Annotated in this window: 24 protein-coding genes; 14 read left to right on the top strand and 10 right to left on the bottom strand. The window is 61.1% G+C overall.

The window, feature by feature from the left end; all coding sequences use genetic code 11:
• Nucleotides 1–73: 73 nt before the first annotated feature.
• The 8 genes from D0T11_RS16195 (at nt 74) to D0T11_RS16170 (ending at nt 5250) form a co-directional block, all read left to right on the top strand.
• Nucleotides 74–301: a DUF433 domain-containing protein gene (locus tag D0T11_RS16195; RefSeq protein ID WP_119656847.1), complete on the top strand. Its 228-nt coding sequence runs from the start codon at nt 74–76 to the stop codon at nt 299–301.
• Nucleotides 298–651, top strand: a complete 354-nt coding sequence (locus D0T11_RS16190) for a DUF5615 family PIN-like protein (RefSeq protein ID WP_119656846.1) — start codon at nt 298–300, stop codon at nt 649–651. Before D0T11_RS16195 ends, D0T11_RS16190 begins: the two co-directional genes overlap by 4 nt.
• A gap of 179 nt (nt 652–830) precedes the next feature.
• Nucleotides 831–1472, top strand: coding sequence for a histidine phosphatase family protein (locus tag D0T11_RS16185; protein WP_119656845.1), 642 nt, complete (start codon nt 831–833; stop codon nt 1470–1472).
• Between the two features lie 425 nt (nt 1473–1897).
• Complete coding sequence (locus D0T11_RS22190) at nt 1898–2296, top strand: hypothetical protein (protein ID WP_147374692.1); 399 nt, start codon at nt 1898–1900, stop codon at nt 2294–2296.
• An 858-nt stretch (nt 2297–3154) separates the two neighbouring features.
• Nucleotides 3155–3304 (top strand): hypothetical protein, encoded by a 150-nt coding sequence (locus D0T11_RS22625; RefSeq protein WP_182888452.1) that lies wholly within the window; start codon nt 3155–3157, stop codon nt 3302–3304.
• Between the two features lie 80 nt (nt 3305–3384).
• A complete protein-coding gene (locus tag D0T11_RS16180; RefSeq protein ID WP_147374691.1) occupies nt 3385–3990 on the top strand; it encodes a hypothetical protein in 606 nt (201 codons plus the stop codon).
• 36 nt (nt 3991–4026) lie between these two features.
• Entirely contained in the window at nt 4027–4485 is a 459-nt protein-coding gene (locus D0T11_RS16175; protein ID WP_119656843.1) for a GNAT family N-acetyltransferase, read from the top strand.
• Nucleotides 4486–4641: 156 nt separating this feature from the next.
• Complete coding sequence (locus D0T11_RS16170; protein ID WP_119656842.1) at nt 4642–5250, top strand: DUF4136 domain-containing protein; 609 nt, start codon at nt 4642–4644, stop codon at nt 5248–5250.
• A 209-nt stretch (nt 5251–5459) separates the two neighbouring features.
• Here D0T11_RS16170 and D0T11_RS16165 read toward each other — a convergent pair whose 3' ends face one another.
• Both D0T11_RS16165 and D0T11_RS16160 read right to left on the bottom strand, forming a co-directional pair.
• Complete coding sequence (locus tag D0T11_RS16165) at nt 5460–6446, bottom strand: XdhC family protein (protein ID WP_245990937.1); 987 nt, start codon at nt 6444–6446, stop codon at nt 5460–5462.
• A gap of 118 nt (nt 6447–6564) precedes the next feature.
• Nucleotides 6565–7062 (bottom strand): hypothetical protein, encoded by a 498-nt coding sequence (locus D0T11_RS16160; RefSeq protein ID WP_119656840.1) that lies wholly within the window; start codon nt 7060–7062, stop codon nt 6565–6567.
• A 245-nt stretch (nt 7063–7307) separates the two neighbouring features.
• Here D0T11_RS16160 and D0T11_RS16155 point away from each other — a divergent pair, with 245 nt between their 5' ends.
• Nucleotides 7308–7700, top strand: a complete 393-nt coding sequence (locus D0T11_RS16155; protein ID WP_119656839.1) for a HEPN domain-containing protein — start codon at nt 7308–7310, stop codon at nt 7698–7700.
• Entirely contained in the window at nt 7676–8035 is a 360-nt protein-coding gene (locus D0T11_RS16150) for a nucleotidyltransferase domain-containing protein (protein WP_119656838.1), read from the top strand. Before D0T11_RS16155 ends, D0T11_RS16150 begins: the two co-directional genes overlap by 25 nt.
• Before the next feature lie 73 nt (nt 8036–8108).
• Here D0T11_RS16150 and D0T11_RS16145 read toward each other — a convergent pair whose 3' ends face one another.
• From D0T11_RS16145 to D0T11_RS16135, 3 genes are all read right to left on the bottom strand, one after another.
• Nucleotides 8109–9593: a DUF262 domain-containing protein gene (locus D0T11_RS16145; protein ID WP_119656837.1), complete on the bottom strand. Its 1485-nt coding sequence runs from the start codon at nt 9591–9593 to the stop codon at nt 8109–8111.
• Between the two features lie 173 nt (nt 9594–9766).
• Nucleotides 9767–12058 carry a xanthine dehydrogenase molybdopterin binding subunit gene (locus D0T11_RS16140; protein ID WP_119656836.1) on the bottom strand — a complete coding sequence of 764 codons (2292 nt, stop codon included), beginning with the start codon at nt 12056–12058 and terminating at the stop codon, nt 9767–9769.
• A gap of 147 nt (nt 12059–12205) precedes the next feature.
• Nucleotides 12206–13675, bottom strand: a complete 1470-nt coding sequence (locus D0T11_RS16135; RefSeq protein WP_119656835.1) for an FAD binding domain-containing protein — start codon at nt 13673–13675, stop codon at nt 12206–12208.
• Between the two features lie 580 nt (nt 13676–14255).
• On the opposite strand from D0T11_RS16135, the gene D0T11_RS16130 reads away from it, so the two are divergent.
• Complete coding sequence (locus D0T11_RS16130; RefSeq protein ID WP_119656834.1) at nt 14256–15374, top strand: fatty acid desaturase family protein; 1119 nt, start codon at nt 14256–14258, stop codon at nt 15372–15374.
• Nucleotides 15375–15619: 245 nt separating this feature from the next.
• On the top strand, nt 15620–16573 hold the full coding sequence (locus tag D0T11_RS16125) for a hypothetical protein (protein WP_119656833.1): 954 nt from the start codon (nt 15620–15622) through the stop codon (nt 16571–16573).
• Between the two features lie 14 nt (nt 16574–16587).
• On the opposite strand, the gene D0T11_RS16120 is transcribed toward D0T11_RS16125, so the two are convergent.
• Nucleotides 16588–17184 carry an HD domain-containing protein gene (locus D0T11_RS16120; RefSeq protein ID WP_119656832.1) on the bottom strand — a complete coding sequence of 199 codons (597 nt, stop codon included), beginning with the start codon at nt 17182–17184 and terminating at the stop codon, nt 16588–16590.
• A 150-nt stretch (nt 17185–17334) separates the two neighbouring features.
• Here D0T11_RS16120 and D0T11_RS16115 point away from each other — a divergent pair, with 150 nt between their 5' ends.
• Nucleotides 17335–20040 (top strand): cyclic nucleotide-binding domain-containing protein, encoded by a 2706-nt coding sequence (locus D0T11_RS16115; RefSeq protein ID WP_119656831.1) that lies wholly within the window; start codon nt 17335–17337, stop codon nt 20038–20040.
• A gap of 152 nt (nt 20041–20192) precedes the next feature.
• On the opposite strand, the gene D0T11_RS16110 is transcribed toward D0T11_RS16115, so the two are convergent.
• The 4 genes from D0T11_RS16110 to D0T11_RS16095 form a co-directional block, all read right to left on the bottom strand.
• Complete coding sequence (locus tag D0T11_RS16110; RefSeq protein WP_119656830.1) at nt 20193–21239, bottom strand: adenylate/guanylate cyclase domain-containing protein; 1047 nt, start codon at nt 21237–21239, stop codon at nt 20193–20195.
• Nucleotides 21229–21627, bottom strand: a complete 399-nt coding sequence (locus tag D0T11_RS16105; RefSeq protein ID WP_119656829.1) for a response regulator — start codon at nt 21625–21627, stop codon at nt 21229–21231. The genes D0T11_RS16110 and D0T11_RS16105 overlap by 11 nt, the downstream gene beginning before the upstream one ends.
• Nucleotides 21628–21811: 184 nt before the next feature.
• Complete coding sequence (locus D0T11_RS16100) at nt 21812–23188, bottom strand: sensor histidine kinase (RefSeq protein ID WP_119656828.1); 1377 nt, start codon at nt 23186–23188, stop codon at nt 21812–21814.
• Nucleotides 23189–23263: 75 nt separating this feature from the next.
• Complete coding sequence (locus D0T11_RS16095; protein ID WP_119656827.1) at nt 23264–23563, bottom strand: hypothetical protein; 300 nt, start codon at nt 23561–23563, stop codon at nt 23264–23266.
• 155 nt (nt 23564–23718) lie between these two features.
• Between D0T11_RS16095 and D0T11_RS16090 the strand changes: the two genes are divergently transcribed.
• Complete coding sequence (locus D0T11_RS16090) at nt 23719–25716, top strand: peptidylprolyl isomerase (RefSeq protein WP_119656826.1); 1998 nt, start codon at nt 23719–23721, stop codon at nt 25714–25716.
• Nucleotides 25717–25793: the final 77 nt, after the last annotated feature.

Genomic DNA, 25793 nt, shown 5'->3' with positions numbered 1-25793 from the left:
TCCACCTCCAGACCACCGGATGCCATTAGACAATTCGTGTTTTAGCCGTCGTCATTTAGTCACTCTCACGCGTATGGAAACTTCCCGCATCACCGTTCAGGCCGATATCTGCCACGGCAAGCCCTGCATTCGCGGGATGCGCTACCCGGTGTCGCTGGTGCTGGAGCTACTGGCTGCCGGCATGAGCCACACCGAAATTCTGACTGATTATCCGGCCCTGGAAGAGGCCGATATCCGGGCCTGCCTCACGTATGGGGCGCGGCTGAGCAATCTGAAAACGTTGCCCTACGCCTCCTCGTGAAGTTTCTGGTGGATGCGCAGTTGCCGGTGCGGGTGGCACACCTGCTGCGCTACCGCGGCCTCGACTGTCTCCACACCGACGACCTGCCCCACGGCGACCGGACCACCGATTCCGAGATTCGCCAGCTGGCTGCCGAAACCGGGCGCATCGTCATCACCAAGGATGCCGATTTTCTGCACAGTTACCTGACCAACCGCCAGCCCCGGCAGTTGCTGCTCATCACCACTGGCAACATCAGCAACGCCGAATTACTACAGTTGCTTGCTGACCGCCTGCCGATTATTCTGACGCTCTTTGCGGAGTCCAGCTTGATTGAGCTAAATCAACATCTGCTGATTCCCCGCGAATAAACCGTTCGGAAAATCAGCAGCCCCTCGTGGCTACTGGCCAAAGGCGGCCGCTACGCCGAGCTGTTCCAGTTGCAGGCCGCCGGGTATCGGTAGGCGCCGGTAGGCCGAACACGCGCCGGGGCGTTGCGTATGCAGCTTGCGCCGGGCCGAATGGCTGGCAGTATTTCCCCGCTTTCTTCATGGCTGCCACTCCCGAAGCTGACCCGACCGAAGTCGTGAAGGCCACTGCCCCGCTGCTGTTGCTGCCCCAGCACCTGCCGGCCCCCACTGCTGCGCCGGCCCCCGAGCCGCCGCTGCGCGTGGTCATCATCCGTCACGGCGAGAAGCCGGAGCAGGGCGACAACCTGTCGGTAGCGGGCCTTAACCGGGCGCTGGCCCTGCCCACCGTTCTGGCCAGGGTGTTTTCCACCCCGCCCCGCCACACCTTCGTGCCGGAAATCGGGATTGGGGGCAAGCGCACCACCCGCATGCGGATGCTCCAGACCGTAATGCCCTACGCCGTACAGCACAACCTCACCATCGATACGAACTACGAGGTGGAAAGCTCCCGGCAGTTTGCCAAACGCCTGCGTCGGCTGCGGGGTAATGTGCTGGTGGTATGGGAGCACCACAACATCGTGGAAATTGCCCGCGACCTGGGCCTGAAGGACGCGCAGGAATGGGACAGCGACGACTTCGACAGCATCTGGACCATCACCTTTGAACGGCTGGGCCGCGTGAAGGACCAGCGCCCCGCCAAAGCCAAGAAGCCCCGGCTGACCATCAGCCGCCAGGGCCTGAACCCCTCCGGCGAATTTCTGGACCACCGGGCGGGGGAGTAGCGCCTCTTTGCCGGTCGGCGCACCAGCTATTCGCTGGAATACGCGGTGTTTTCTGGTCATCAAAAGCGGCCAGTGCCAGGAAACCGGCAGCCACGAGGAGTTGCTGGCCTAAGGCGGCCGCTACGCCGAGCTGTTCCACCTGCCGGCCACCGGGTATCGGTAACGGGTTGGCGAAGTCGGGGAATGTGGGTAAGTTTCGGCAAGCGTACCAACGGTGGTGTGCTTGCCGAAACTGGGGTGGCGCTGAGTTGCGGGAATACAGATATTATACGTAAGCCTAAAAGACGGCACAACGACAAATGAATATAGACTTTAATAATATATTTCAACACGTAATTCCAATAGATGACTTTGGACTGAAATAGCGTTTTACAGAAGAGGGATATGACAAGTTGCCCGGCCAACATCTTGACCAATTAAAGCCCTTGGACAACGAAGCTGCTAAATTTTTGTGGGACTATATTGCAAAAGCAAACTTGCACAAAGATGCTCCATTTAAAAAAGATTTTTTTCGAACAATTGACAAGGCAATAATTTTAGAAGATAACGAAAAAGAAATTAAGAAATGGCTTTATCAAAGAGGACTTGCGTTTGATAAACCCGTTTTCCTTTCTTGGCAACCGACAGATGCAATGATAGTTCCTTGGAAACTTTTAATAAAATACTTCGACAGCTTTTATTATGGTTCATCGGATGATCTAACTGTAATTGACCAAAGTTTAAACTGGGCATTGCTGTTTTACCACGAAGATGAAATTTATTTTGGAGCTAACAAGGACTTTAAACCAAGCGAAGCATTTGCAAATATTGATTTCATCTGGTAACTACAACGCCACGTTGGACAAAAAGTCTACCTATAACAGGGGTTTGATAAAAAAAGCGAGTTCAGTGCTGGTAGACAGTTTTGTGCTTCGAAATACGCTTCTTCGCCAAGTTTCAAAACGTTGTATGCGATTTGGACGTTTAGCTCTGAAATTTAAGCAGATGAATAAAAAAGATTTTACATAGAAAAAATCCTTGTATAGTTATCAAATTAGATTATGAGCACAGATCAAATTTCTAACATTTTTGATAGCCCGAAAGAGTTTCCAACAACCTTGATTGAGAAATTTTCGATTGAAAATACTTTAAAATATTGGAGGCAATAACTTAGTTACAAGGCCGCTGATTGCATTATGAATAATATTATCAATTTTGGGTAACCGATAATTATTTCGTTAAAACGTATCCATTCACAGATGCGGCGTGGGAATGTTTTGAAGCTTTTGATGCTGGGAAATACTATAGAACCAGTGATGATAGAAATATTAGTCCTGAAGTAAAATACACAAGGCCGCTTGTTGAAGAATTGTTGAGGAAAAGAATGTTGATAGAATAAACTGCATACAACACGAGTCTTGCGTCAGGAGGGCCGATGTGCACACCCGAAGTTCTGTGCTACTGTCAAATAGTAGTAATAAATTGACGCTTTGTGCTCCGAAACCCGCCCGAGCGCAGAGTCCTAAACCATTGGCGGCGATATTTAAAATAATTATAGCAGTTTCGTGAACGGTGCCCCCGGTTGTAGAGACGCATATTTGCGTCTCGTTGTCCACGCCGTTGTTACGTCGTCGTTCAACGCCGAGACGCAAATATGCTGCACCGTTCACGAAACCGCTATAAGTGCATCACGCCCGCCGCGCATGAAGCCCACGTTCCGCTTCCTCCCCAGTCTCGCGGCCGCAACCGACCATCAGTTGCTGGCGCCGCTGCGGCATCAGCTGTTTCTCAAATTCCCCAAACACGCCCTTATAGCCGAGCTGTTCCAGTTGCAGGTCGTCGGGTACCGATAGAAAATTACCGTAGCCTGTGTGCAACCAGACGCCGAGAGTAGTGCTCCGGAAGAAGAACTCGCAATCAATCTATTGGTACTATGAAAAGACTGCTTCTCTTTACTTCTTTGGTGCTGGGCCTGCCCGCGTGTGGTGACCTGCTTTGTTCCGATTCCTGCGGGTGTAACCCGCCGCCAAAATCCTCCAATTACGATATCACGGGCACTACGGTGGTAGCCATTGCGAATGCCGGCGGTTCGGTGGCCGTATTGGGAGCAGCCGAATCGGTTTCCCGCGGCCAGTTTGCCTTGCGTTTGGGGCTCGAAACCCGCCTGGTGGCCGCTCAGGAGTATCGGGCCGGCTGGGGAGCCGCGGCCTACGCGTGTTCTCCGGTTGGGCCGGCATTCACGGAGCGGGTCACGGCCATCACCGTCACGAGCAGCAATGCATTGGATGCCCAGCACCCCGCCGGCAGTGCGCTCAACGACGTTTTGAGTGTGTATGACCTGTCGGGAAACGGAGGGACTTACAGTCTGCTCAGCGACTATGTGCAGCAACGGGCGCAACAACCGGAGCTGTTGCTGGAATTGCGGCTGGCCAATGCCGCCACCGCCAGTACGGGGCCGCAGCAGTTTACGGTGGTTTATCAGCTCAGCAACGGCGAACAATACACCGCCCAAACCGTACCGTTGATGCTCACCCAATAAAGCGACGAATCGGGTGTCGGCACTTTATAAAAACAAATGGATTTCACGTTCCGCTTCCTGCCTGATATCGTGCCTGCCCAAAGCAAGCTGCTAACTACCCTGCTCGCCGCTGCCCTCGAAACAGACGAAGTTGAACTCCTGGCCGACCTGCGCTACCAGCAGCAGCGCCAGCCAGTGCAGGCGTGGCTGGTGGAGCACGCGGGCCAAGTGGTGGGCGGCGAGCTGGGCTACGAGCGGAAGCCGGGGCACTACTACAGTTGGCTGGGCGGCGTGCTCCCGGCGTTCCGGGGGCAGGGGCTGGCGGCGGAGCTGCTGCGCCGCCAGCACGCCTGGGGCCGTGCGCAGGGCTACCGTGCCGTGCGCACCCACACTTACAACCACTGGCGCGGAATGCTGCTGCTGAACCTGCGCCACGGCTTTGATATCATGGGCACCACGCAAAGCGCGCGTGGGCTGACCATCGTGCTGGAAAAGGACCTGACGGCAGCCGAATAACCCCGCCAGGAGCCAGGCTGCCGGTTCCGCTGGAGTCGCGGATTTGGATAGCACTTCAGGTTGAAAAAAACAGCATTTTTTACCCTGACAATCAATCGACAAGCGCCCTGAGTTTCGTAGTTTAGTGAGTACGACTCACTTAGTTTCTCAGGGCTTATGAAATGGACGTTTACGCTAGCGGCGGGGCTTAGCCTGCTGCTCTCGGGTTGCCTGATGTCGCGGGAGGCGCGGGTGGAATCGGATTACAGCTACGCCGGCCAGTTCCGGCGCTACCGCACCTACGAATTCATCAGCGGCGACGGCCTCAACTCCGATACCAGCCGCCTGGGCGGGGCCGTGCGCGACGCTATCCGCACGCGCATGAAGGTGCAGGGCTACCACGCCTCCCGCCGCCGCCCCGATTTACTGGTCAACTTCCGCCTCTTCGAGGGCGACATGCACTTCCGGGGGTACGCCCAGGACGATTTTACGACCTGGGTAAAGAACGGCAACAGCGAGGAGGACAATACCCCCAAGGAGGACCGCAAAGGCTACCAGCCCGTGCGCCTGCTGCTCTCCGAAGGTACCCTGCTCGTCACGCTCATCGATAACCGCACCAATCGGGCCGTCTGGAACGGCTATGCTTCCGGCGTGAGCGTACCCTCCGGCCCCCAGGGCGAAGTGGTGCTGCGCCGTTCCGTACGCTCCATCTTCGACCAGTATCACATCTTCACCGCCGGCTACCTCAACGGCCAGAACAATGCCGGCACGGACTACGAGGATTGAAACCCGCTGTCGAGACGCGACACTTCGCATCGCGTCGTTGAACGGCCGGTAGTGGTTCAGCTGAACAACATCAGGCTGAAACGGGGGGATGGGTTTGGATAGGTAACAGCAGCAACGACGAGACGCGAAGTGTCGCGTCTCGTCTACAGCGTTTCCCAGGCAGTAAAAACGGCCAGTCGGTGTACTACGCGGGCTGGCCGTTGTGGGGTTTAGGGCGTGTTCCGCTCCCGGATTAGCTCGGCGGCAATGCTGATGGCAATTTCCTCCGGCGTGCGGCTGTGAATGGCCAGGCCGATGGGGGCGTGAATGCGGGCCAGGGTGGCTTCCGGTACGCCCTCTTCGCGGAGTGTGTCGAGCATTTCCGTGATTTTGCTGGCGCTGCCCATCACGCCCAGGTAGCGTACCGGCAGAGCCAGCAGTTGGCGCAGGGCCAGCAGGTCGGTGCGGTAGCCAAACGTCATCAGGATGACGTACTGGCGCGGGCCGGCCACAATTTCGCGTTCCAGCGTTTCGTAGCGCACGATGCGCTTGTGGTGGGCGAAGGGGTTGAAGAGGTGGGTGTTCAGGCCGGGCCGGTCGTCGAGCACCGTGAGCTCAAACTCCAGGGCGGCCAGCACCCGCGAGAGGGCCAGGGCCACGTGGCCGCCGCCCACGATGGTCACGTGGTCCTGAAAACCCAGTTGTTCCGTGTAGTACCAGTCGGGGCCCAGGTGCAGGGCGTAGGCGGGGACCTGCGGTTCCGCGGCCAGCACTTCCACGCGGTGCGCGGCCGACAGGCGGAGCTGACCGGGAATGTGGGCGCGCAGTAGTTGCTTGAGCTCCAGAATAACGGGCAGGTCGGCAGAGTGCAGGGGCAGGACCAGAATCCACTGCTCACCCGAGCAAATCAGGCCGGAGCGGTCGGCGGGGGCTTCGCGGCGGTGCACCTGGTGGCGCACCACGGGCGCGGCCGCGTCCTGGAGCAGCAGGCCCCGGGCCTTCTCCACGAATTTATGCTCCATGATGCCCCCCCCGATGGAGCCGGCCATGCTCACGGCCGTCACGCTCATCTTGAACCCCTGCCGCCCGGGGCTGCTGCCCACGCTGTTGAGCACGCACAGCAACGCTACCGGAATACCCGCGCGCAGGTTGGCCGTGGCGTGTTGCCAGACGAGCATATCGCGCGGAGCCGGCGGGGAAGCGGTAAGGATATCCACGGGAGAATAACCAAGCAGAGTGAGCGGTAGTTCTTGCTCCGGCAATATAGTGGAAATTGGATGTTTAATTGACTTTTACGGGTGCGCTTTCCGCACTGATTCTGCCCCGGCGCGTTGCCTAGAGCCAGGCCGCGCTCAGGGCGTAGTACACGGCCATAATGCCCGAGAACAGGGCGCTGGCCACGAAGCGCCACTCCGGGGCCACCCGGTTCTGAATGTAGTAATTCACCAGCAGCGCCACGGGCGCGTTGAGCAAAAAGGAGCGGGTAGCCAGCGGCAGTAAATCCAGGGTTATCTGCTCACTGTGGCCGCTGCACAGGCGCAGAAACACGAAGTGGCGGGCAATCCAGAGGGGGTTGAAGTAGAGCAGCGACAACGATGCCCGGCCCCACTTGCGGCCCCAGCCGGCCTGGGCATGGGAGGGCAGGCGGTGGTCAATCCAGCGGAAGTAGGCGGGCACTTCCACCGAGTAGAGCAGGCCCCCGATGAGGGCCATGCCCAGCAGGCGAAACCAGGAAAATTCGTGGAGCAGCAGGGCGGCCACGGTGTCGCCGGCGGCGTAAATCAGGAAGCCGCGGACGGTGTCGCGGAGTTGGGATGAGCGGGTGAGTTCCAAGCGAAGGGTGGGGGTAGTCGTAAATTCGGGGGTGCAAAAGTACGAGAACCTTTGCCCGCGTCATAGGGGCGGCCCAACAAATCGGCCCGCGCCGTGGGTTGCCGCCGAAAAACCCGGTTCGGGGGCGCCGCCAACTGCCCGCCCGCGCCGGCCCGACTCCTTCCGTAAAGCCCTGAGCCGCGGCAGAAACGCAAAAGAGGCTGAAGCTACAGGAGCTTCAGCCTCTTTTTTTGTTAGCTTGCTTTATGACCAAGTCCGATCATGTTCTGCACTGGAAAGAAACCGCTGAAGATGATTGGCTGGCCTCGCAAGACCTGTTTCAGACCAAGCGGTACTTGCAGTGCCTGTTTCTGGCGCACCTCACCATTGAAAAGCTCTGCAAAGCGCACTGGGTGAAAGACAACGTGGACGACCACCCACCACGCATTCACAACCTGGCGCGGCTCCTGGCCGCCACCGCCGTGGTGCTCACGCCTGTCCAAGAGGTGCTAATCGTCGAGTTGAACGGATTTCAAATGGCCGGGCGTTATCCTGATTATCAGCGTAGCGTTTATAATATTGCCACCGAAGCCTACACCCGGCAACTGCTGCACGACACCGAACTCTTCCGCCAATGTTTACTCAGCACACTGCCCTAGAACTGGTCCAGCGTTTTGCCGCCGAGGCGCAGCAGCTAGACCTGCGGCTGCAAAAAATCATTGTATTCGGTTCCTACGCCCGCAATGAGCAGCGCGAAGAATCGGATATTGACGTGGCCCTCGTGAGCGAAGATTTCACCGGCGCCGCGCCGATTGATGTACGGCCCCTGGCCCATTTGCTGGCCCGGGCGCCCTTCTTCTATATCGAGCCGCATACCTTTTCGCCCGAACAGTTCACCGACTGGAACCCGTTCGTGCAGGAAATCAAGCGCACCGGCATCGTCATCGGCGAATGGGAGCCCACTACCCCCGAGAACCGCACCCTGCAACGGTAATGCCCTGAACTGCGGCGGAAACGAGAAGAGGCTGAAGCTACGGGAGCTTGAGCCTCTTTGCGTTTAGAAGATATTATGAAATAGCGAGTAATTGAATGTCTTCCTCAAGCTTGGATAGAAGTTGCAGTTGGAAGACAGGAAACATTTCTGGTGCTAGTGTTTGTGGTGATGTTGTGCCACTATACTTTTTAAAAGTCTCTCCAATTTTTTTGCGCTTAGACCGTATTCTGCTCTTATCTCCATGGTCTACGTCGTGCTCAATCTCGGTGCGCAAAGCATTTACATCGATAAATGATTGTGGAACTTTTTCTCCTAAGCGTTGGCCAATACTTTCCTTGAATAGAAAATATAGATTGTCTATCAGTAGCTTGTAATCAGTAAGATTTTTGATAGGTTCTCCAAGTATTTTTAATGCTTGTACAGTCTTGTTAGTTGCTTTGAATAAGTCTTCTCCATGTAGAGAAGAAAAGGCTGCATTGGAAATTGCGATTCTATTGGAAATAGAATCGGACAGAGCGCGAATATTAGTATCAATTCCGCTTTGAGTTATTTTCGTTGGTCCAAATAAGCTAGCAAGAATTGGGTCTGATTGGAGAATCTTCCGCATCAAAACATCTTGCCTAGTACTTGCGCCAGATTTTACGTTAGCACTTATAGAGCGCTGGAACTTGAGGTAGTCCATGTCATTGCCACCTTTACCCAACTCAATTTGCTTAACTAAGCCGGTAGTGAAGTTTTCAAAAAAAGCTTTTATTCTAGGTTCTTGGCCTTTTGCTTTTCCTGTAGAAATAAATCCAGCAATAAAAGTTGCATAAGATTGGATTACAGTTCTGTTTTTTAAAAGAGGACTGCGTTCAGGAAATACCTTATCAAGATAATTAAAAGTATCAGTAATCCTTTTTCCGACAGCTGACTGAACTGAGAATTCCACATTTGCTTTAAATACTTTAAATATATCCTCATATCTAATACCGCTCGTTATGCCCTCGATTTCAAGTGTTACAACTTTTGTTGCAATATCAAAATAAGAAAACCTGTTATCTGAAATAAAAACCTTGTTTTTAAAAAATGAAGTATTTGATATTTCCTTGCAAAAGTTTCTTAATTTGCTGTGAACAGAGTTTAGCTTCTCACTACTAGTTAATGGTAGTCCTTCTTGTAAGCGTTGGAAAAACTCCTTTAATTCTTCATCTTCTGCTCCTTGTATTTCGTCAAAATCTATTTCAAAATCATCAAAATTATCTGATATGCGTGGTGGTAAATCTTTGTAATAAGAATCGCCAAATTTTTTTGCAGATTCTTCAGATAGAGCTAGTTCATTGTTGAAAAATTCGATGATGGAACTAAGTCTTTGCTGACCATCAACTACTTCATATTCATCTTCAGCAGTTTTTAGTAAATAAAATTTCGGTAGTCGCCATCCTTTAAGGATGCTATCAATTAGCTTTTGCTTTTTTTTGATATCCCAAACTTCATCTCGCTGCCAATCAGGTATATCATAACGGTCGCGGCGTTTGTATACTTTGTCGAGTGCCCTGCGGCCGGAAATCATTTTCATTTTGTGATTGGATTAAATTGAAAAGTGGGCTATTTGAGAAACTGATGTATCAAATGGAAATTTCATCAGCAAGATAAAGTTAATTGCCAAATAATTTTATCTTAATATTTTGCCGCGACACAGGATTCTACTTGTTCCTTCACTCGCTGAAAACCCCACAATCCACACCCCCACTAACCCCGCGCCACCGCAGCCGCTTTCCCCGCCCCTACAAACTCCGGGTACAAGTTCACCAGCACCTTTTCCGGCGTCATCGGAGCGGAGAAAGAAATGGTGGAATCAGGGTTGAACGCCCGCACCGCGTCGCGGAGGGCGAAGTAGGTGCCGATGCCGTACATGAGCGGGGGCTCGCCCACGGCTTTGGAGCGCAGTACGGCCCGCGGGTGGCCTGGCGTATCGAGGAAATGCACGTCGAGCACCGGGGGTACCGAGTACAGGTCCGGGATTTTGTAGGCGTTGAGCGAGTTGCTCAGCAGGCGGCCTTCGTCGTTGTACACCAGCTCTTCCAGCGTCATCCAGCCGATGCCCTGCACCGTGCCGCCCTCAATCTGACCTAAGTCTACCTGGGGGTTAATGCTCTGGCCGAAATCGTGGGCAATCTGCACGGCGTCCACGGTGTAGGTGCCGCGGCGGCAGTCCACGGTTACGGTGGTCAGGGCCGTGCCGTACACGTGGTAGGCGAAGGGGTAGCCCTGGTTGGTGGTGGCGTCGAAATGCAGGTCGGGGGTGGCGTAGTGGGCGTTTTCGCTCAGGCTCACCCGCTGCCAGTAGGCCGCCGACACCAGCTTTTCCCAAGTCGAGTCGGCGGGTTTGCCGGCGGCCAGCACCTGCTCGTTTTCAATGTGCAGGCCCTCGTAGTCCAGGCTCAGCTCGGTGGAGGCCAGGCGCAGGATTCGTTCGCGCAACGCCCGGCAGGCCAGCTCGGTGGCTTTGCCGTTGAGGTCGGCGGTGGCGGAGGCGGCCGAGGGGGAGGTGTTGGCCACGCGGGTGGTGTTGGTGCTTTCCACCTTGATGCGGTGCAGCCCAATGCCCAGGGTGCGGGCGGCCACCTGGGCAATTTTGGTGTTCACGCCCTGGCCCATTTCCACGGCCCCGGTGCTCACGCCCACCGTGCCGTCGGTGTAGATGTGGACCAGCGCCCGGGCCTGGTTCATGGCGGTTTTGGTGAACGAGATGCCGAAGCAGATGGGCATCACGGCCAGCCCCTGCTTCTGCCAGCGGTGGGCCTGGTTGAACGCGTCCACTTCGCGGCGGCGGGCCGGCAAATCGAAGCGCTGGGCGGCCGTGTCCCAGGCTTGTTCGGCGTGGCACAGTTCGGCCGGCTGGCGGTAGGGAAACAGGTCGCCCTCGCGCAGCAGGTTGCGGCGCTGAATTTCGGTGGTGGCCACGCCCAGCTGCTCGGCCGCGCAGGCCAGAGCCGACTCTATCACGAACATGCCCTGAGGCCCGCCGAAGCCCCGGAAGGCGGTGTTGGGCGGCAGATTGGTGCGGCAGCTGTAAGCCGTGGCCGTCACGTTCGGGATGAAGTAGGTGTTGGTGCTGTGGAACAAGGTGCGCTCCAGCACGGCCGGCGACAGGTCGGCCGCCGCGCCGCCGTTCTGGTAGAACGTGGCCTCGTAGGCCACAATTTTCAGGTCGGCATCGAGCCCGATTTTGAAGTCGGACGAATACGGGTGGCGCTTGCCGGTCATGCGCATGTCGGCCATCCGGTCGAGCACCAGCTTCACCGGGCGGCGGGTGAGGAAAGCGCCCAGCGCAGCCAGCGCGCCCCAGGGCGTGGCCTGGTCTTCCTTGCCCCCGAAACCGCCCCCGAGGCGGGTTACGTCCACTTCCACCTGGTGCATGCCCAGGCCCAGCACGTGGGCCGTGTGGCGCTGCACGGCCGTGGGCCCCTGGGTGGAAGAGATGATGCGCACCCCGCCCATTTCGGTGGGGAAGGCGTAGGCCCCCTGGGTTTCGATGTACAGATGCTCCTGCCCGCCCGACTCGGCCACGCCCTCGAACACGTGGGCGCACCCGGCCCAGGCCGCCGCCGAATCGCCGATGCGGAAGGTGCGCGGCGGCACCAGCAGCTCGCCCTGGGCGGCGGCCACGCGCGGGTCGGTAAGCACGGGCAGCGGGTCCACGTCTACCCGCACGTGGGCCAGGGCGGCGTGGGCGGCGTGCTCCGATTCGGCCAGCACCAGGGCCACCGGCTGACCCCGGAAGTGCACGTGGCCCTCGGCCAGCAGCGGCTCATCGGGCACGATGCCGCCAATCTGGTTGGTGCCGGGAATATCGGCGGCCAGAATAACGCGCACCACGCCGGGCCGCAGCAAAGCCGCCGAGGCATCCACGGCCAGCAGCCGCCCGTGGGCCAGCGGCGACTCCACCACGGCCGCGTACAGGGTGCCGTGCTGCTCGGGCACGTCGTCGAGGTACTGCGATTCGCCGCGCACGTGGCGGATGGGGTCGAGGTGGTTCACTGCTGTAATTATGAATTGAGAATTATGAATTGGGCCGGGCGATGTAGAGACGCGACACTTCGCGTCTCGTCGTTGCTGATGTTGTTTAGCGGGGGCAGTTCCGGCCGTTCAACGACGAGACGCGAAGTGTCGCGTCTCTACAGCCGTTTAATCGGTCAGCAGGCCCAGCTCCACAAAATGGGCCTCCAGCAGCTGGTGCAGCAGCAGGCGCTTGTAGTGGGCGGTGCCGCGCACGTCGCCAATAGGGCTGATTTCCTGCTGGGCCACCTCCTGGGCGCGGCGCAGCGTTTCTGTGCTCAGCGGCTGGCCCACCAGGGCGGCAGCGGCCCGGGGCAGCAGCATGGGCACCGGTCCCACGCCCCCGGCCGAGAGGCGGGCGGCCCGTACCACGCCATCTTCCAGGCGCAGCCAGGCGGCGGTGTTCACGCTGGCAATGTCGAGGTGGGTGCGCTTGGATACTTTCTCGAAGTTGAAGTGGTCGGAAGCGGCGGCGGGGGCCGGGAAGCGGATTTCGGTCACCTGCTCGTCGGCCGTTTTGGCCAGCTGCTTGTAGCCGAGGTAGAGGTCGGCCAGGGGCAGGGCGCGGCGCTGGCCGGCGGCATCTTCCAGCTCAATTTCGGCCCCCAGGGCCAGAAACATAATGGTGAGGTCGCCGATGGGGGAGGCGTTGATGAAGTTGCCGGCCACGGTGCCCATCTGGCGGATGGGCGTGCTGCTGACCAGTTTCAGGAACCGCGGCAGGGCCGGCACTACCGCCAGCATCACCTCCGATTCCAGCAGCTGCTGGGCCGTGGTGGCCGCGCCCAGCCGAATTACGTCGCCGTCGCGGCGAATACCGCGCAGCTGGGTTTGATCGAATACCAGCTCCACCGGAATAGCCCGCACGTGCTCAGGCTGCTGAACCAGTAAATCGGTGCCGCCGCCCAGGATGCGGGCACGGGCGGCGGCCGGGGCATCCAGGGGCTTGGCAACGGGGGCGGCCGTGGGAATAGTAGCCTCGGAGCCGCCGGTAGTGGCGGCCGTGGCCGCGTCGCGCAGGGCCTGGAGCCGGGCGGGCATGGCGGCAAAGTAAGCGGGCACGAACTGCTGGTCGGCCAGCCAGCCCACGGCTTCGGTGGCGGGACGCGCAGTTAGCTGCTCGTGCAGGTGGGCGGCGGCGCGCTCCAGGCTCTTGTAGCCGGTGCAGCGGCAGATGTTGCCATCCATAGATGCCAGTACCGACGTGGGCGTGCTGGGCCGGGCGCTCAGGGCGTGGCCCGTGAGGCTCATCACGAAGCCTACCGTGCAGAACCCGCACTGGGAGCCGTTCTCCTGCACAATGGCCTGCTGCACCGGCGTGAGCGTGCCCCGGGCCGCATTGATGCCCTCCACCGTAACCACATGCTTGCCGTGGGCGTTGCCGAGCGGGGTCAGGCAGGAAGTCATCGACTGGTAGCGCACCACCGCTTCCCCGGCCGGCAGCTCACCCACCAGCACGGTGCAGGCCCCGCAGTCGCCCTCACGGCAGCCGATTTTGGTGCCTTTCAGGTGCTGGTTGTAGCGCACGAAGTCGAGCAGGGTGCTGCCGGCCGGCTGGTCGGTGCGGATGAGCTGGTCGTTGAGGTAAAACTGGAGCATGAGGCAGGTGTTGGGCCGGAAACGAAAAGGAAAGTTACGGGATTTTCCGGCGCGGTGCATAACAATTTGGTAACGTAAGAAGGGTGGCCGTTCGGTTGGGCGATAAATAATCTGCGCCGCAGAGCAGCCAATGCGCCGCCGGAATTCAGCTGCCGTTGCCGAGTCGGGGGACAGCTCCAGCGTAGCGTTGACTGCGCCGCAACGTGGGGTGAACCGAGCAGCTGCGGTAGCTTGTCGGGGCTGGTTCACGGAGGAAAATAAAAAGGCCCTGCTGGCGGGAAAGCGTCGGCGCGCGCCAAAGGGGCCAGCAGGGCGGGTTAGCGGGTGGCCGTGTGCTGGTTAGGCCGGAGTTGCACCGGGGCCGGCAGCCGACGATGCGGACCAAAAGCCAGGACGGGCGGGGGCAGGCCTCGAACGAAACCCCGCCTCTGCCGGTTAAAGGCGCACGACTGCGACCCGGCGAACCCGGCGGGCAATGCCGTATCTTGGCGCGGCGCAACTGCCGGCCAACTCAAAAAAACAGAATAATTACATTTGTGGAAGAGCAGCCCCCGCTGCTGCACCGCATAACGGTATCCGCATGACCAAACCTCTGAAGTTCACCAACGTCCAGCGCTCCACGTTTTTCGCCACGGCTCGGGAGCGGGCCGATGCCTATTTCAAGGAGCGCAACCTTTCGCGCCACGCCAACGGGGCCATGTGGGCCAAGACCATCTTTTTCCTGACGGCGTTCGTGGTGACGTACGGCCTCATTATGTCGAACCAGTTCAGCGTGCCGGTGATGGCCGCGCTGGCGGCGGTATTGGGGGCCATCTGCGCGTTCATCGGCTTCAACGTGTGCCACGACGCCATGCACGGTTCGTTTTCGGCCAACAAGCACGTCAATAAAGGGCTCGGGCTGGTGTTCAACCTGATCGGGGCCAGCCCCTACGTGTGGAACATCACCCACAACGTGGTGCACCACACCTACACCAACATTGCCGGCCACGACGAGGACATTGAAGTGGCCCCCGGCCTGATCCGGCTCGATGAGCAGGAGCCGGTGCGCTGGATTCAGCGGTTTCAGCACTGGTACGCGTTTCCGGTCTACGGGCTGGCTTCGCTTTCCTGGGTGCTGCGCAAGGATTACGTGAAGTTCTTCCAGCCCAAAATCGGCCAGCAGGTGGCCAACCACCCGCGCCGGGAGTATTTCAACCTGTTCTTCTACAAGGCTATTTATTACGTGCTGTTCATTGTGCTGCCGCTGGTAGTGCTCGATATCACGTGGTGGCAGTTCATCATCGGGTTCGTGGGCATGCACTTCGTGGAAGGGCTGGTGCTGGGCCTCGTGTTTCAGCTGGCCCACGTGGTGGAAGGCACGGCCTTCCCGCTGCCCAACGAGCAGGGCGACATGCTCGAAGCCTGGGCCGTGCACCAGATGCGCACCACGGCCAACTTCTCGCCCAACAGCCGCCTGGCCAGTTTCCTGTGCGGGGGCCTCAACCGGCAGATAGAGCACCACCTGTTCCCCAAGGTCTGCCACATTCACTACCCCGCCCTGGCCCACATCCTGCGCGCTACGGCCCACGAATTCGGCGTGCCCTACCTGGAAAACGAAACGTTCCTCGGGGCGCTTAAGTCGCACCGCCGGATGCTGCGCCGGCTGGGGGCCGGTGCCTATGCCGAAGCGCAGAAGCCCCGGACGCGGGTGGCGGCGTAGATACGTTTCGAACAAAGAAAAACGAAAACCAGAACGGTCATCCTGAGCGGAGCGAAGGATCTTATCACCTCGGAACGAGTCGTTGCTACGGTTGTTCTGAGGTGATAAGATCCTTCGCTCCGCTCAGGATGACCGTTCTGGTTTTCTGGCGGCCTCTTACCTGTCAACGGCAGAATTGCTACTTTCGGCCCGGTTTTGGTCGTGCGGCCGGCCGTCTGAGTTACTTCCTCTTCTGCTTTAGCTACATGAATACTTTCTTCTCGCTCCGGGCGGGGCTGGCGCTGGCGGGCGGCGCGGCGGTGCTGTTTTCGGCCTCCTGCACGGCTCCGCGGGCCATTGTGAGCACGGGCAAAGTCACGCCCCGGGGCGAGTTCCGGGTGGGGGGCAACGTCTCACTCAATCTGCCTACCGAAACCATCGGCCGGGCCGGTGCCACGCTCAAATCGGCCGCCCAGGATCTGGCCGATAAGGCGGCCAGGGACACCGTCAACTACAACCAGACGGTTGAGAATCTGCAAGTAGCCGCCATTGCCTACGCCCTCGACCCGGTGCGGCCATCGTCGGATCTGTACGTGCGCTACGGGGTGGTGGAGCGGTTCGATGTGGGCTACAAGTACGCCTTTGGCTCCCACGTGTTCGATGCCATGTACCAGTTTCTGGGGCCAACGGGCACGCCCGAAAACCCGGGCAGCCGTGAGGCGGGCGTCACCTACGGCAGCATCGGGCTGCAATACGCCACCCAGCGCTCCAAGCTGCCCAGCATTCCGTTCCTCGACGACGTGAACTCCCTGCTCGGCTTCCGCGCCACCCGCCACGATCTGATCGTGCCGCTGGTATTCAGCAAGTCGCTGGGGCCGGAGGAGGAAATCGGGGCTATTTCTTACGGGGTGGTGTACGCGCACAGCTTTCTGCGCTACGGCCTCACGCCGGGCCAGCTGTATAATGGCCCCGGTAGTGGTTTCGTGCCGGGCAGCAAAGTGCCCGATTTGCCCACAACCCGCCGCAACTTCAGCTCCTTCGGGGCCTTCTTCAACGCCAAGCTGGGCTACCGCTACGCCTACGTGATTCCGGCCCTGTCCGTCTACTACCAGAACTACGGCGAATACCAGCTGCTCAACAATAAAACCGCCAAGCTCAGCGGCTTCACCTTCATCCCGAGCCTGGGCCTGCAATTCCGCATCCCCAGCACGCGGCGGTAGAGTCACTCACTCACTCACTCACTCCCCGCAAGCCGGGCTTTCACTTCCGCCAGGCGGGCCTGTTTTTCGGCTTCGCGGCGGGCGGTGGCGGTGGGCGTCCAGTAGTGGTGGGTGCTCAGGAAGCGCACCTGCAACTCCAGCCAGGCCGTTTCGTCGGGCATGAGGCCGCGCAGGGCCAGTTCCTCGAACAGCGTCTGGCTGATGGGCCAGAAGTCGGCGGGGCGACCCAGGTAGTCGAGGTCGGCGTCGCAGAGGATGCGGGCCAGGTGGGAGTTGCCGGGCTGCTGGGGCATCTGAGTGGCCAGGATGAGCTGGCTGATGCGCTCGATCTGGGCGGGGCAGTAGCCGAAGCCGGGGAGCACTTGCCGGGCCAGGGCGCAGCCGGCGGCCTCGTGGCCTTGGTAGGTGGTCAGGAAGCCGGCATCGTGGTAGAGGGCCGCCGTGCGCAGTACCAGCAGGTCTTCCGCGCCGGTAATGCCCTCGGCCGCCGCCAGCCCCAGGGCCTGCTCCGTCACGTCGAGCGTGTGGTGCAGGCCGTGGTAGAACAGGGTGGGCGAGAGGTGCTGCCGAAGCTGGTCGAGCACGTAGGTTTCGGCGCGAAGACAATCCATTTTAGGAAGCGGTTAGCTATACTACATTTCAGGCGGCAAGCTACGAGCCGCAAGCTACAGGTCGCCGGCTATACTGGCAGCTTGTGGTTGAAAAATTGGGCTTGCCACTTGTAGCTTGTAGCTTGCGGCGTATAGCTTGTAGCTCCAAAAATGACTTTACTCGCCCGTTGGCAGCACCTATTGGGAATCCGGCCGGCGGAAGGCCGCACGGTGGGGCTGTTTTTTCTGCACAACTTCCTGCTCGGCATCGGCACTATTCTGGTGTACGTGGCGGCCAACGTGGTGCTGCTCGAAAACCACCCCGAAACCAGCCTGCCGCTGGCCTACGGGGCCTCGGCGCTGCTGATGCTGGCCGCCGGGCAGGTGTACGCCCACTACGAGCACCGGCTGGGCCTGCAAACGGTGGCCGTGCGGGTGCTGCTGGTGGTCGTGGTGCTGATGGGGGTGATTGGGGTGCTGGTGGCTACCGGCGAATCGGTGGCGGCGGCGGTGGCCATCATGGCCGGCTACCGGGTCATCTACCTGCTCACGAATCTGGAGTTCTGGGGCGTGTCGGCGGTGGTGTTCGATGTGCGGCAGGGGCGGCGGCTGTTCAGCGTTATCAGCTCGGGCGATATGCCCGCCAAGGCCCTGGGCGCGGTGCTGGCCGTGCTCGTGCACCACCACGCCGAGCTGCTGTGGCTGTTGCTGCTGGCGTTCGGGGCCTACGTGGGGGCCTTGCTGGTGGTGCGCGCCACCAACCGCACGCATGCCGTGGAAGTGCGCTCGGCCGCCCGGGCGGTGCGGCAGCAGCCCGTAGCTGCCCCGCTCCGGCGCTGGCTGGGCAGCAGCCGGCTGGTGCTCACCATGTGCTTGAGCCTGCTCGTGGTGGCGGCCGTGACCACGGGCATCGAGTACGCGTTTTTCATCAACGTAAAGGAGCGGTTCCACGACCAGGCCCTGGTGATGCGCTACGTGGGTACGGTGCTCACGCTCACCTACCTGCTGGCTATGCTCCTGAAGCTGGCCGTGACGGGCAAAGCCCTCGACCGGCTGGGCGTGCGGCCGGTGCTGCTGGCGCTGCCCCTCGTGCTGCTGGCCGGCCTTGGGTTCTTCGGGCTGGGCGGGGCGCKGGGGCCGGGCGGGCTGCTGCTCTACGTCTGCGGACTGTTTCTGGTGCAGGAAGTGTTGCGCCGGGCCTTCTTCGACCCTGTGTTTCTGGTGCTGTTTCAGCCCCTGCCCGCCGAAGAGCGGTTACAGGCTCACACCCTGGTAAAAGGTGTCTACGAACCCTTGGGCATGGGTCTGGCCGGCTTGCTCCTGTTGCTCACGCCGGCCGCCAGCCTGGGGTTCACGGTGAGCTGGATGGCGGTGCTGTTGGTGGTGGCCAGCGGGCTGCTCTACCGTACCTATCAGCACTATCTTGGCGAGCTGCACCACGCCGTAAGTCCGCGCTTTGCGGCTTCTGAGCCAGCTCCAACCCCCGCTCTGCCCCAGGCAATTGCTACCTCATGGGTAGCTGGTCTGGAATCAGCTCCGATAGCGGGGGCCAATGTGCAGCTGTTGGTGGAAGCGCTGGCCGCTAAAACCTCCCGGGCCGCCGCCGCCGAAAAGCTGCGACAACTCGGGGCCGCAGCCTTGCCCGTATTCAGCGCTACCTTACGCACCCATCCGAATCCGGCCGTGGTGCGGCGGGTGGCGGCCCTTTGCGGACATCTGCCCCAGCCTGCCAGCCGCCGGGCACTCCTGGCCCTGGCCCGGCAGTCCGACCTGACGAAGCGCGAAGCCGCCCTGCGCGCCTTGCGCCACCTGCCTGCCAACCCAGCCGACGAGGCCGCGTTGCGGGAGCTGGTACAGCAAGAGTTGCTCCTAGCCCGGGAGCTGCTGCACGGTCAGGCCGCAGGTAGTATGCCGCCACTGGTGGAGGCGCTGAACTACGAGCTGCATCGCGTGGAACAGCGGTTATTCGGGCTCTTACAACAGTTGTATCCGCCCCAGCCCATCCGCGATGCCCAGCGCCACGTAGCCCACGCCGCCCGGGAGCGGCAGGCCAACGCCCTCGAAATCCTCGACAACCTCATCGACCGGCCCACTTACCAGGGCCTGCAAACCCTGCTCGAAGTGGGGGCCGCCGCCGCCAAAGCCGCCCGCTTCGACCGGCTGCTGCCCGCCGCGCCGGTGCCCGCGCCCATCCTGGCTACTATTGTGGAGCGGGGCGAAGCCGGATTTACCGACTGGACGGTGAGCCTGGCCCTGGACCAGTGGCCGGCGGACCGCATCGATTTTCTGCTGCTGCTGCCCCACTTGCTCTCCGAAAGCCGGCTGCTGCGCGAAAGTGCCGTGGCCGCCCTGGCCCGCTGGGCCGAAACCCGTCCGGCAGCCTACCAGGCCGCTCTTCGCCAAAACGCCTTCTTAGCCGATTTACTTATGCGCCACGCCGCTGCCCCCGCCCACGTTTCCGCCGCCGACCGGGTGGCCGTTCTCCAGCAAACGGCCCTGTTCGCCGAAACTCCGGCCAGCGTGCTCAGCGCCATTGTGCCCATCATGCAGGAAGTGAAGTTCGGGGCCGAAGAGCCGATTTTCGCCAAAGGCGACTTAGGCACCTCCCTGTTCATCGTGCACGCGGGCGAAGTGGGCATCTTCACCGGCTCCCGCCAGCTGGCCACCTTCCGGGCCGGCGACTTCTTCGGCGAGCTGGCCCTGCTCGACGCCGAGCCCCGCTCGGCCGCCGCCGTGGCCCAGACGCCCACGCTGGCCTTCCGCCTCGACCAGGAGGATTTCTACGACGTGATGGAAGAGCGCCCCGAAGTGCTCCGCAACATCCTGCGCGTACTCTGCCAGCGCCTGAGAAAGCAGAACGAGACGGGGAATGGGTGAGTGGGAAAATGTATATGTTAAAAGTGTCATCCCGACGCAGGAGGAATTGGGGTCAAACCATTGAACGACGCTGTTCAACGGCTTAGCCCAGATTCCTGCTGCGTCGGAATGACAACTTGCTAACTTCTCAACTTGCTAACTCCCAAACTTCCCTACGCGACCACCTCGTAAATCATCACGGGTTCCGACTTGTTTTTGAGCACGACTTCCTGGAGCGGGCGGCACTGGAACGACTCCTTGAGGCGCTCGTAGATGGCTTCCGTGACGATAATCTGGCCGGGCTGGGCCACGGCCTGGAGGCGCTGGCTCACGTTCACGTTGTCGCCGATAACGGTGTAGTCGAGGCGCTTGAGCGAGGCCGAGCCGATGTTGCCCGATACCATTTCGCCGGTGTTGATGCCGATGCTGACCTGGGGCTGGTAGGGGCGGCCGTCGGGGAGCCTGTCGTGGTTGGCCTGCACGGCGGTGCGCGCGGCCAGGGCCGCGTCCACGGCCCGGTCGAGGTGGTACTCGTCGCGGAACACGGCCATCACGGCATCGCCCATGAACTTGTCGATGTAGCCGCCCTGGGCAATGATTTCCTTCACCATCTGGTCGAAGTAGCGGTTGAGCATGGTCACGATATCGGTGGGCGGCAGCACTTCCGACAGGGAAGTGAAGCCGCAGATATCGATGAAAACCACCGTGGCCTGCACCGTTTCGCTGGCCATGAGCGTGTTCTTGAACTCGGGCCGGCCCACGAAGTTGAGCACCGTTTCGTCCACGTACATGCGCAGGATGTTGTTTTCCTGGATGGCCCGCAGCGTCTGGCGCAACTGCTGCACGTGGCGGGCCGTTTTGTCCATGGTCAGCTCCAGGTCCTGGAAATCCACGGGCTTGGTCACGAAATCGAAGGCCCCCCGGTTCATGGCCGTCCGGATGTTGTGCATGTCGCCGTAGGCCGACACCATCACGGTTTTGAGTACCGGGTTGGTTTCCTGGAGCCGGCTGAGCAGCTCCAGCCCATCCATGACGGGCATATTGATGTCGGAGAGGATAATGTCGAGGTCGGGGCGCTCTTGCAGGGTGTCGAGGGCCTGCTGGCCATCGTGGGCAAACACGAACTCGTACACATTTTCCCGGATCTTGCGGCGGAATTTCTGCTTGATAAGCAGTTCCAGGTCGGCCTCATCGTCTACTACCAGAATTTTAGTTGTCATGGTCGGTGAGGTAGAGCAACTTCTCTTTCAGGGCCGAGAAATCGACGGGTTTGGTTAAAAAATCGTTGGCCCCGAGGGCCAGCGCCTGCTGGCGGCTGGCCTCGTCGCCGTAGGCAGTCAGCATCATCACCTGGGGCGGGGCGGGGGGCGGCGGGGCATCGTACTCCTGGCGGATGTGGCGCAGCAGCTCCAGCCCACTCATGCCGGGCATGTTGATGTCGGACAGAATCAGGACTACTTCCGAAGCGTGCCGGTGCAGGTACTCCAGCGCCTCCTCGCCCGAATAAGCGAAGGAAAACGAGAACACCCCGCTCCTGATTTCGCGCCGGAACCGCTGCTCAAACAGAGCCCGCACGTCGGCCTCATCATCCACTACCAGTATTTTCATGCGAGTAAAGGTATCGGGTTGGCGGTTGGAGTGGTCAGCACGACGTCATTCCGAGCGAAGGTGGAGCCGGAGCCGAGGAATCTCGCGTGCTGACGTTGCGCCAGCCGCCTGATCAAGCGTAAGGGTATTGCCCGCGAGATTCCTCGGCTGCGCTCGGAATGACGTTCCTCTGGCAACTGGCAACTCACCCCGGCAGCTCCATGATAAATTCGGTGCCCCGGCCTTCCTCAGTTTCGACGTTGAGCGTGCCGTTGTGGCCCTTGGTGATGATGTCGTAGCTCAGCGACAGGCCCAGGCCGGTGCCCTCGCCGGTGGGCTTGGTGGTGAAAAAAGGCTGGAAAATTTTCTGGCGCACGGCCTCGGGAATGCCCGTGCCGTTGTCGCGCACGCGCACTTCCACGCCCCCGCCGGGCAGCGGGCGGGTGCGCACGCTCACGGTGGGCACGTAGCCGTCGGGCTGGGCTTCGCGGCGCTTCTGCACGGCATAAAAGGCGTTGGTCAGCAGGTTGAGCAGCACCCGGCCCAGGTCCTGACTCACGGCCTCCAGAAGGGGTAAGTCAGGGGCAAAGTCGGTGAGCAGGGTGGCGTTGAAGGACTTGTCGCGGGCGCGCAGGCCGTGGTAGGCCAGGCGCAGGTACTCGTCGGCGAGCTGGTTGAGGTTGGTGGGCTGCCGCTCGCCGGTACTGGCCCGGGAGTGCTCCAGCATTCCGCGCACGATGCTGGCCGCCCGCTGCCCGTGGTGGGTAATCTTGGTCAGGTTCTGGCGCAGATCATGCAGCAGCTCGGCTTCCAGGGCCAGGTCGCGGTCGGGGCGCTGCTGCTCCTCTTCCAGCTCCGTAAGCAGCTCGGTGCTCACGTCGGAAAAGTTGGTTACGAAGTTGAGCGGGTTCTGAATTTCGTGGGCGATGCCGGCCGTGAGCTCGCCCAGACTAGCCATTTTCTCGGCCTGAATCAGCTGGTCCTGGGTTACTTTAAGTTCCTTCAGGGCTTCGCGCAGCTCCTCCGTTTGCTGGGTGAGCGAGGCCGTGCGCTCGGCCACCATCAGCTCGAGGGCGGCATTCTGCACCTCGATTTTGCGTTTGGCTTCCTCTTCGGCCTCGCGCTCCAGCCGCTCCTTTTCCAGGTGTTTCTTCTGGTTGCGGGCAATAAATCCGAAGGTAACCAGCCAGATGATGGCAAAGCCCTGGGAGTTACCGAAAACGTTGTCGTACTGCTCCAGCAAGCGGTTGCTGATGAGCGTCGAAATCAGCTCGATGAGAGAGTAGAGCAGGTAGGGAGCAATGGCCAGCAGCAGCGTGCGGGCGGGTCGGTAGGTTTGCACCCGCACCAGCACCAGGGCCACCACGGCCAGCAGGAACAGCATGTACAGCTCGTCGAGCTGGTCGGTTTTCCAGCCGATAAGCTGAGAAAACCCGTACAGGGCCACCCCCGGCACCCAGATGTAGCCCAACACTTGGTTCAGGCGGGGTATGCGGCCGGGCAGATCCAGAAACTGGCGCAACGTCCGCACCACGAAAATGGCCACCAGGATGCTGATAAAAACAGACGCATTCAAGTTCATAGCGGGACGGGGCAGAGGGGAAAAGGGGCGGGGTTTGGTGGCTGGAAGCGGGCCGCGTTGCGAAATCAAGTATATCTATTTCCCGGCATCTTTCGGCGAGCTGCCGCCACTGAACAGGCGGGGCAGGGGAACGGCCAGAAACAGCACCGGATTATCGGTGGATGTGCCCTTCTTTTTGTCGCGGCGTGCCAGAATGCCGGTCATTTCGCCCAGCCGGCCCACTAGGGTGGGTAGCGTGAGCTGCACCGTCAGTACTTTCTGCGGCGGCGGCGGGGCGGGCAGGAGCGGAGGAGGAACTTTCTGGGCCTGCGCCGGGGCCAGGGCCAGCAGCAGCGCGGCCGTCAGGAGTAGGAAAGGGGTACGGTATAAAAGCATAGCAGGGAAGTAGCAGGTCGTAAAGATGCGAGGATAAATGAGTCCGACGCCGCCGGGCCTGCCTGCCGGGCATTGCGTGGCACCTCAGGCCGAACAGATGCTTTTTGCTCGTCAGGCGTTGCCTTCGGAGCCAGAGCCGCTACCTTCGGCCGACCATGACCTACTCCGCCCTTCTGCGGGCCGCCGCCCTGACTGCCCTGACCGGCGGTGCGCTGCTCCCGGCCTGCACCCCGCGTCCGGGGGCTTCGGCCGCCGCCCCGACTCCCGCGCCCACCAATCAATTCGCCCTCGACAGCACGCTGCGCCGCATTGCCACGTTGCAGGACGAGCGCCGGACGGCCGCGCTGCTGCCGTATCTGGCCCGGCCGGAAGCAGGCTACCGCGAGGCCGCCGCCGAAGCCCTGGCCTCGGTGCAGGACAAAGCCGCCATCCCGCGCCTGCTGCTGCTGTTGCAGGAGGAGCCCGCGGCCCGGGTGCGGCAGCTCACGGCCTACGCCCTGGGCCAGACGTCCGACTCCACCGCCGAAACCGGCCTGCGCCAGCACCTGGCGGAGGAGTCGGACGCCACGGCCCGCCGCTACGTGCTCGAAGCGCTGGGCCACTGCACCTCCCGCGCCGGGCTGGCGGCCCTCACCCGGTTGCCGCCCGCCCTGGCCACCGACACCGCCGCGCTGAGCGGGCAGGCCTGGGGCCTCTACCGGGCCGGGTTGCGGGGCCTGACCTCGGAGGCCGCCGTGGCCCGCTTGGTGCAGCTGCTGGCCGCTGCTCAGCCGGCCAGCGCCCGGCAGGCCGCCGCCAATGCCCTGGCCCGGACCCGGGGGCTGAACCTGGCCCCCTACGTTGCCGCCCTCACCGCCGCTGCCCGCCAGGATGCTCACTACGCCGTGCGCAGTGCCGCCGCCCAGGCGCTGGGCAAGGCCGCCACCGAGGCCAGCGTGCCCGCTACGCTGGCCGCCCTGGTCCGCCGCGACCCGGATTACCGGGTGCGCATCAGCGCCCTCCGGGCCATGACGGCCGCCATGTACGCGCCGGTGAAAGAAGCCGCCTGGGCGGCCCTCACCGACGACAATGACCAGGTAGCCCTCACGGCGGCCGAGTTTTTCCTGGCCCACGCCGCCGACGAGCCGGGGCCGGTACTGCTGGAAAAGGCCAACCGCCTGGCCCCGTGGCGGGTGCGGGCTACGCTGCTGGCCGCTGCTCTGCGCCAGACCGGGGCCGGCCAGGAGGCCATTCGGGGGGCAGTGCAGGAGCGCTACGCGGCTTCGGCCAACGCGTATGAGAAGGGGTATTTGCTGAAAGCGCTGGGCGAAGATCCGGCCGCCTTCGATTTCGTGCGCGAAGCTACCTTTGCCCCCGGCCAGTCCGTGGTGGTGGGCACCTACGGTCTGGAAGCCCTGGTGGCCCAGCGCCACCGGCCCGGTTTTCCGGCCGCCCGCCAGCCCGATTTCGCGCTGGCCCTGCGCCGGGGCGTGCTCAGCGGCGACGTGGCCCTGATGGGAATTGCCGCCGAAGCCATCCGCGACCCCAAGCTCGACCTGCGCCGGCTGCTGGCCAAAACCGATTTCCTGGTGGCCGCCCGCCAGAAACTCACCCTGCCCCGCGACCTGGAAGCCTGGCAGTCGTTGCAGCAAACCATTGATTACCTCCAGCAACGCAAGCCTACGCCGGTGCCGGTAGCGGCGGCGGCCACTCACCCCATTCCGTGGGATGTGGTAACGGCCATTCCGGCCGGGCAGCGGGCCGTAGTGCACACCAGCAAAGGCGACGTGGTGCTGCACCTGCTGGTGAACAAGGCGCCGGGCTCGGTGGCCAGCTTCGTGCAGCTTACCCGGCAGGGCTTCTACGATGGCAAGAACTTCCACCGCGTAGTGCCCAATTTCGTGGCCCAGGGCGGCTGCCCCCGCGGCGACGGCTGGGGCAGCTCCGACTACAACCTGCGCTCCGAATTCGCCGACCTGCACTACGGCGCGGGCGCCGTGGGCCTGGCCTCCGCCGGCAAGGATACCGAGAGCTGCCAGTGGTTCATCACCCACGCCCCCACGCCCCACCTCGACGGCCGCTACACCATCTTCGCCCAGGTCGTACAGGGCATGGACGTAGTCAGTCGCCTCGAAATCGGGGACCGGATTGACAAAGTAGAACTGCTATTCTGAGCTGTTAGCTGATAGCGTTCATTCGAAATTGAGACGGCCAGACGGCCAATAGCTACTTCAGAGTTAACTGAAAAACG

The organism is Hymenobacter rubripertinctus (genome assembly GCF_003583925.1).
Classification (GTDB): domain Bacteria; phylum Bacteroidota; class Bacteroidia; order Cytophagales; family Hymenobacteraceae; genus Hymenobacter; species Hymenobacter rubripertinctus.
Note: the sequence above shows the minus strand (reverse complement) of the source record. Positions and strands in the feature narration are given on the sequence as shown.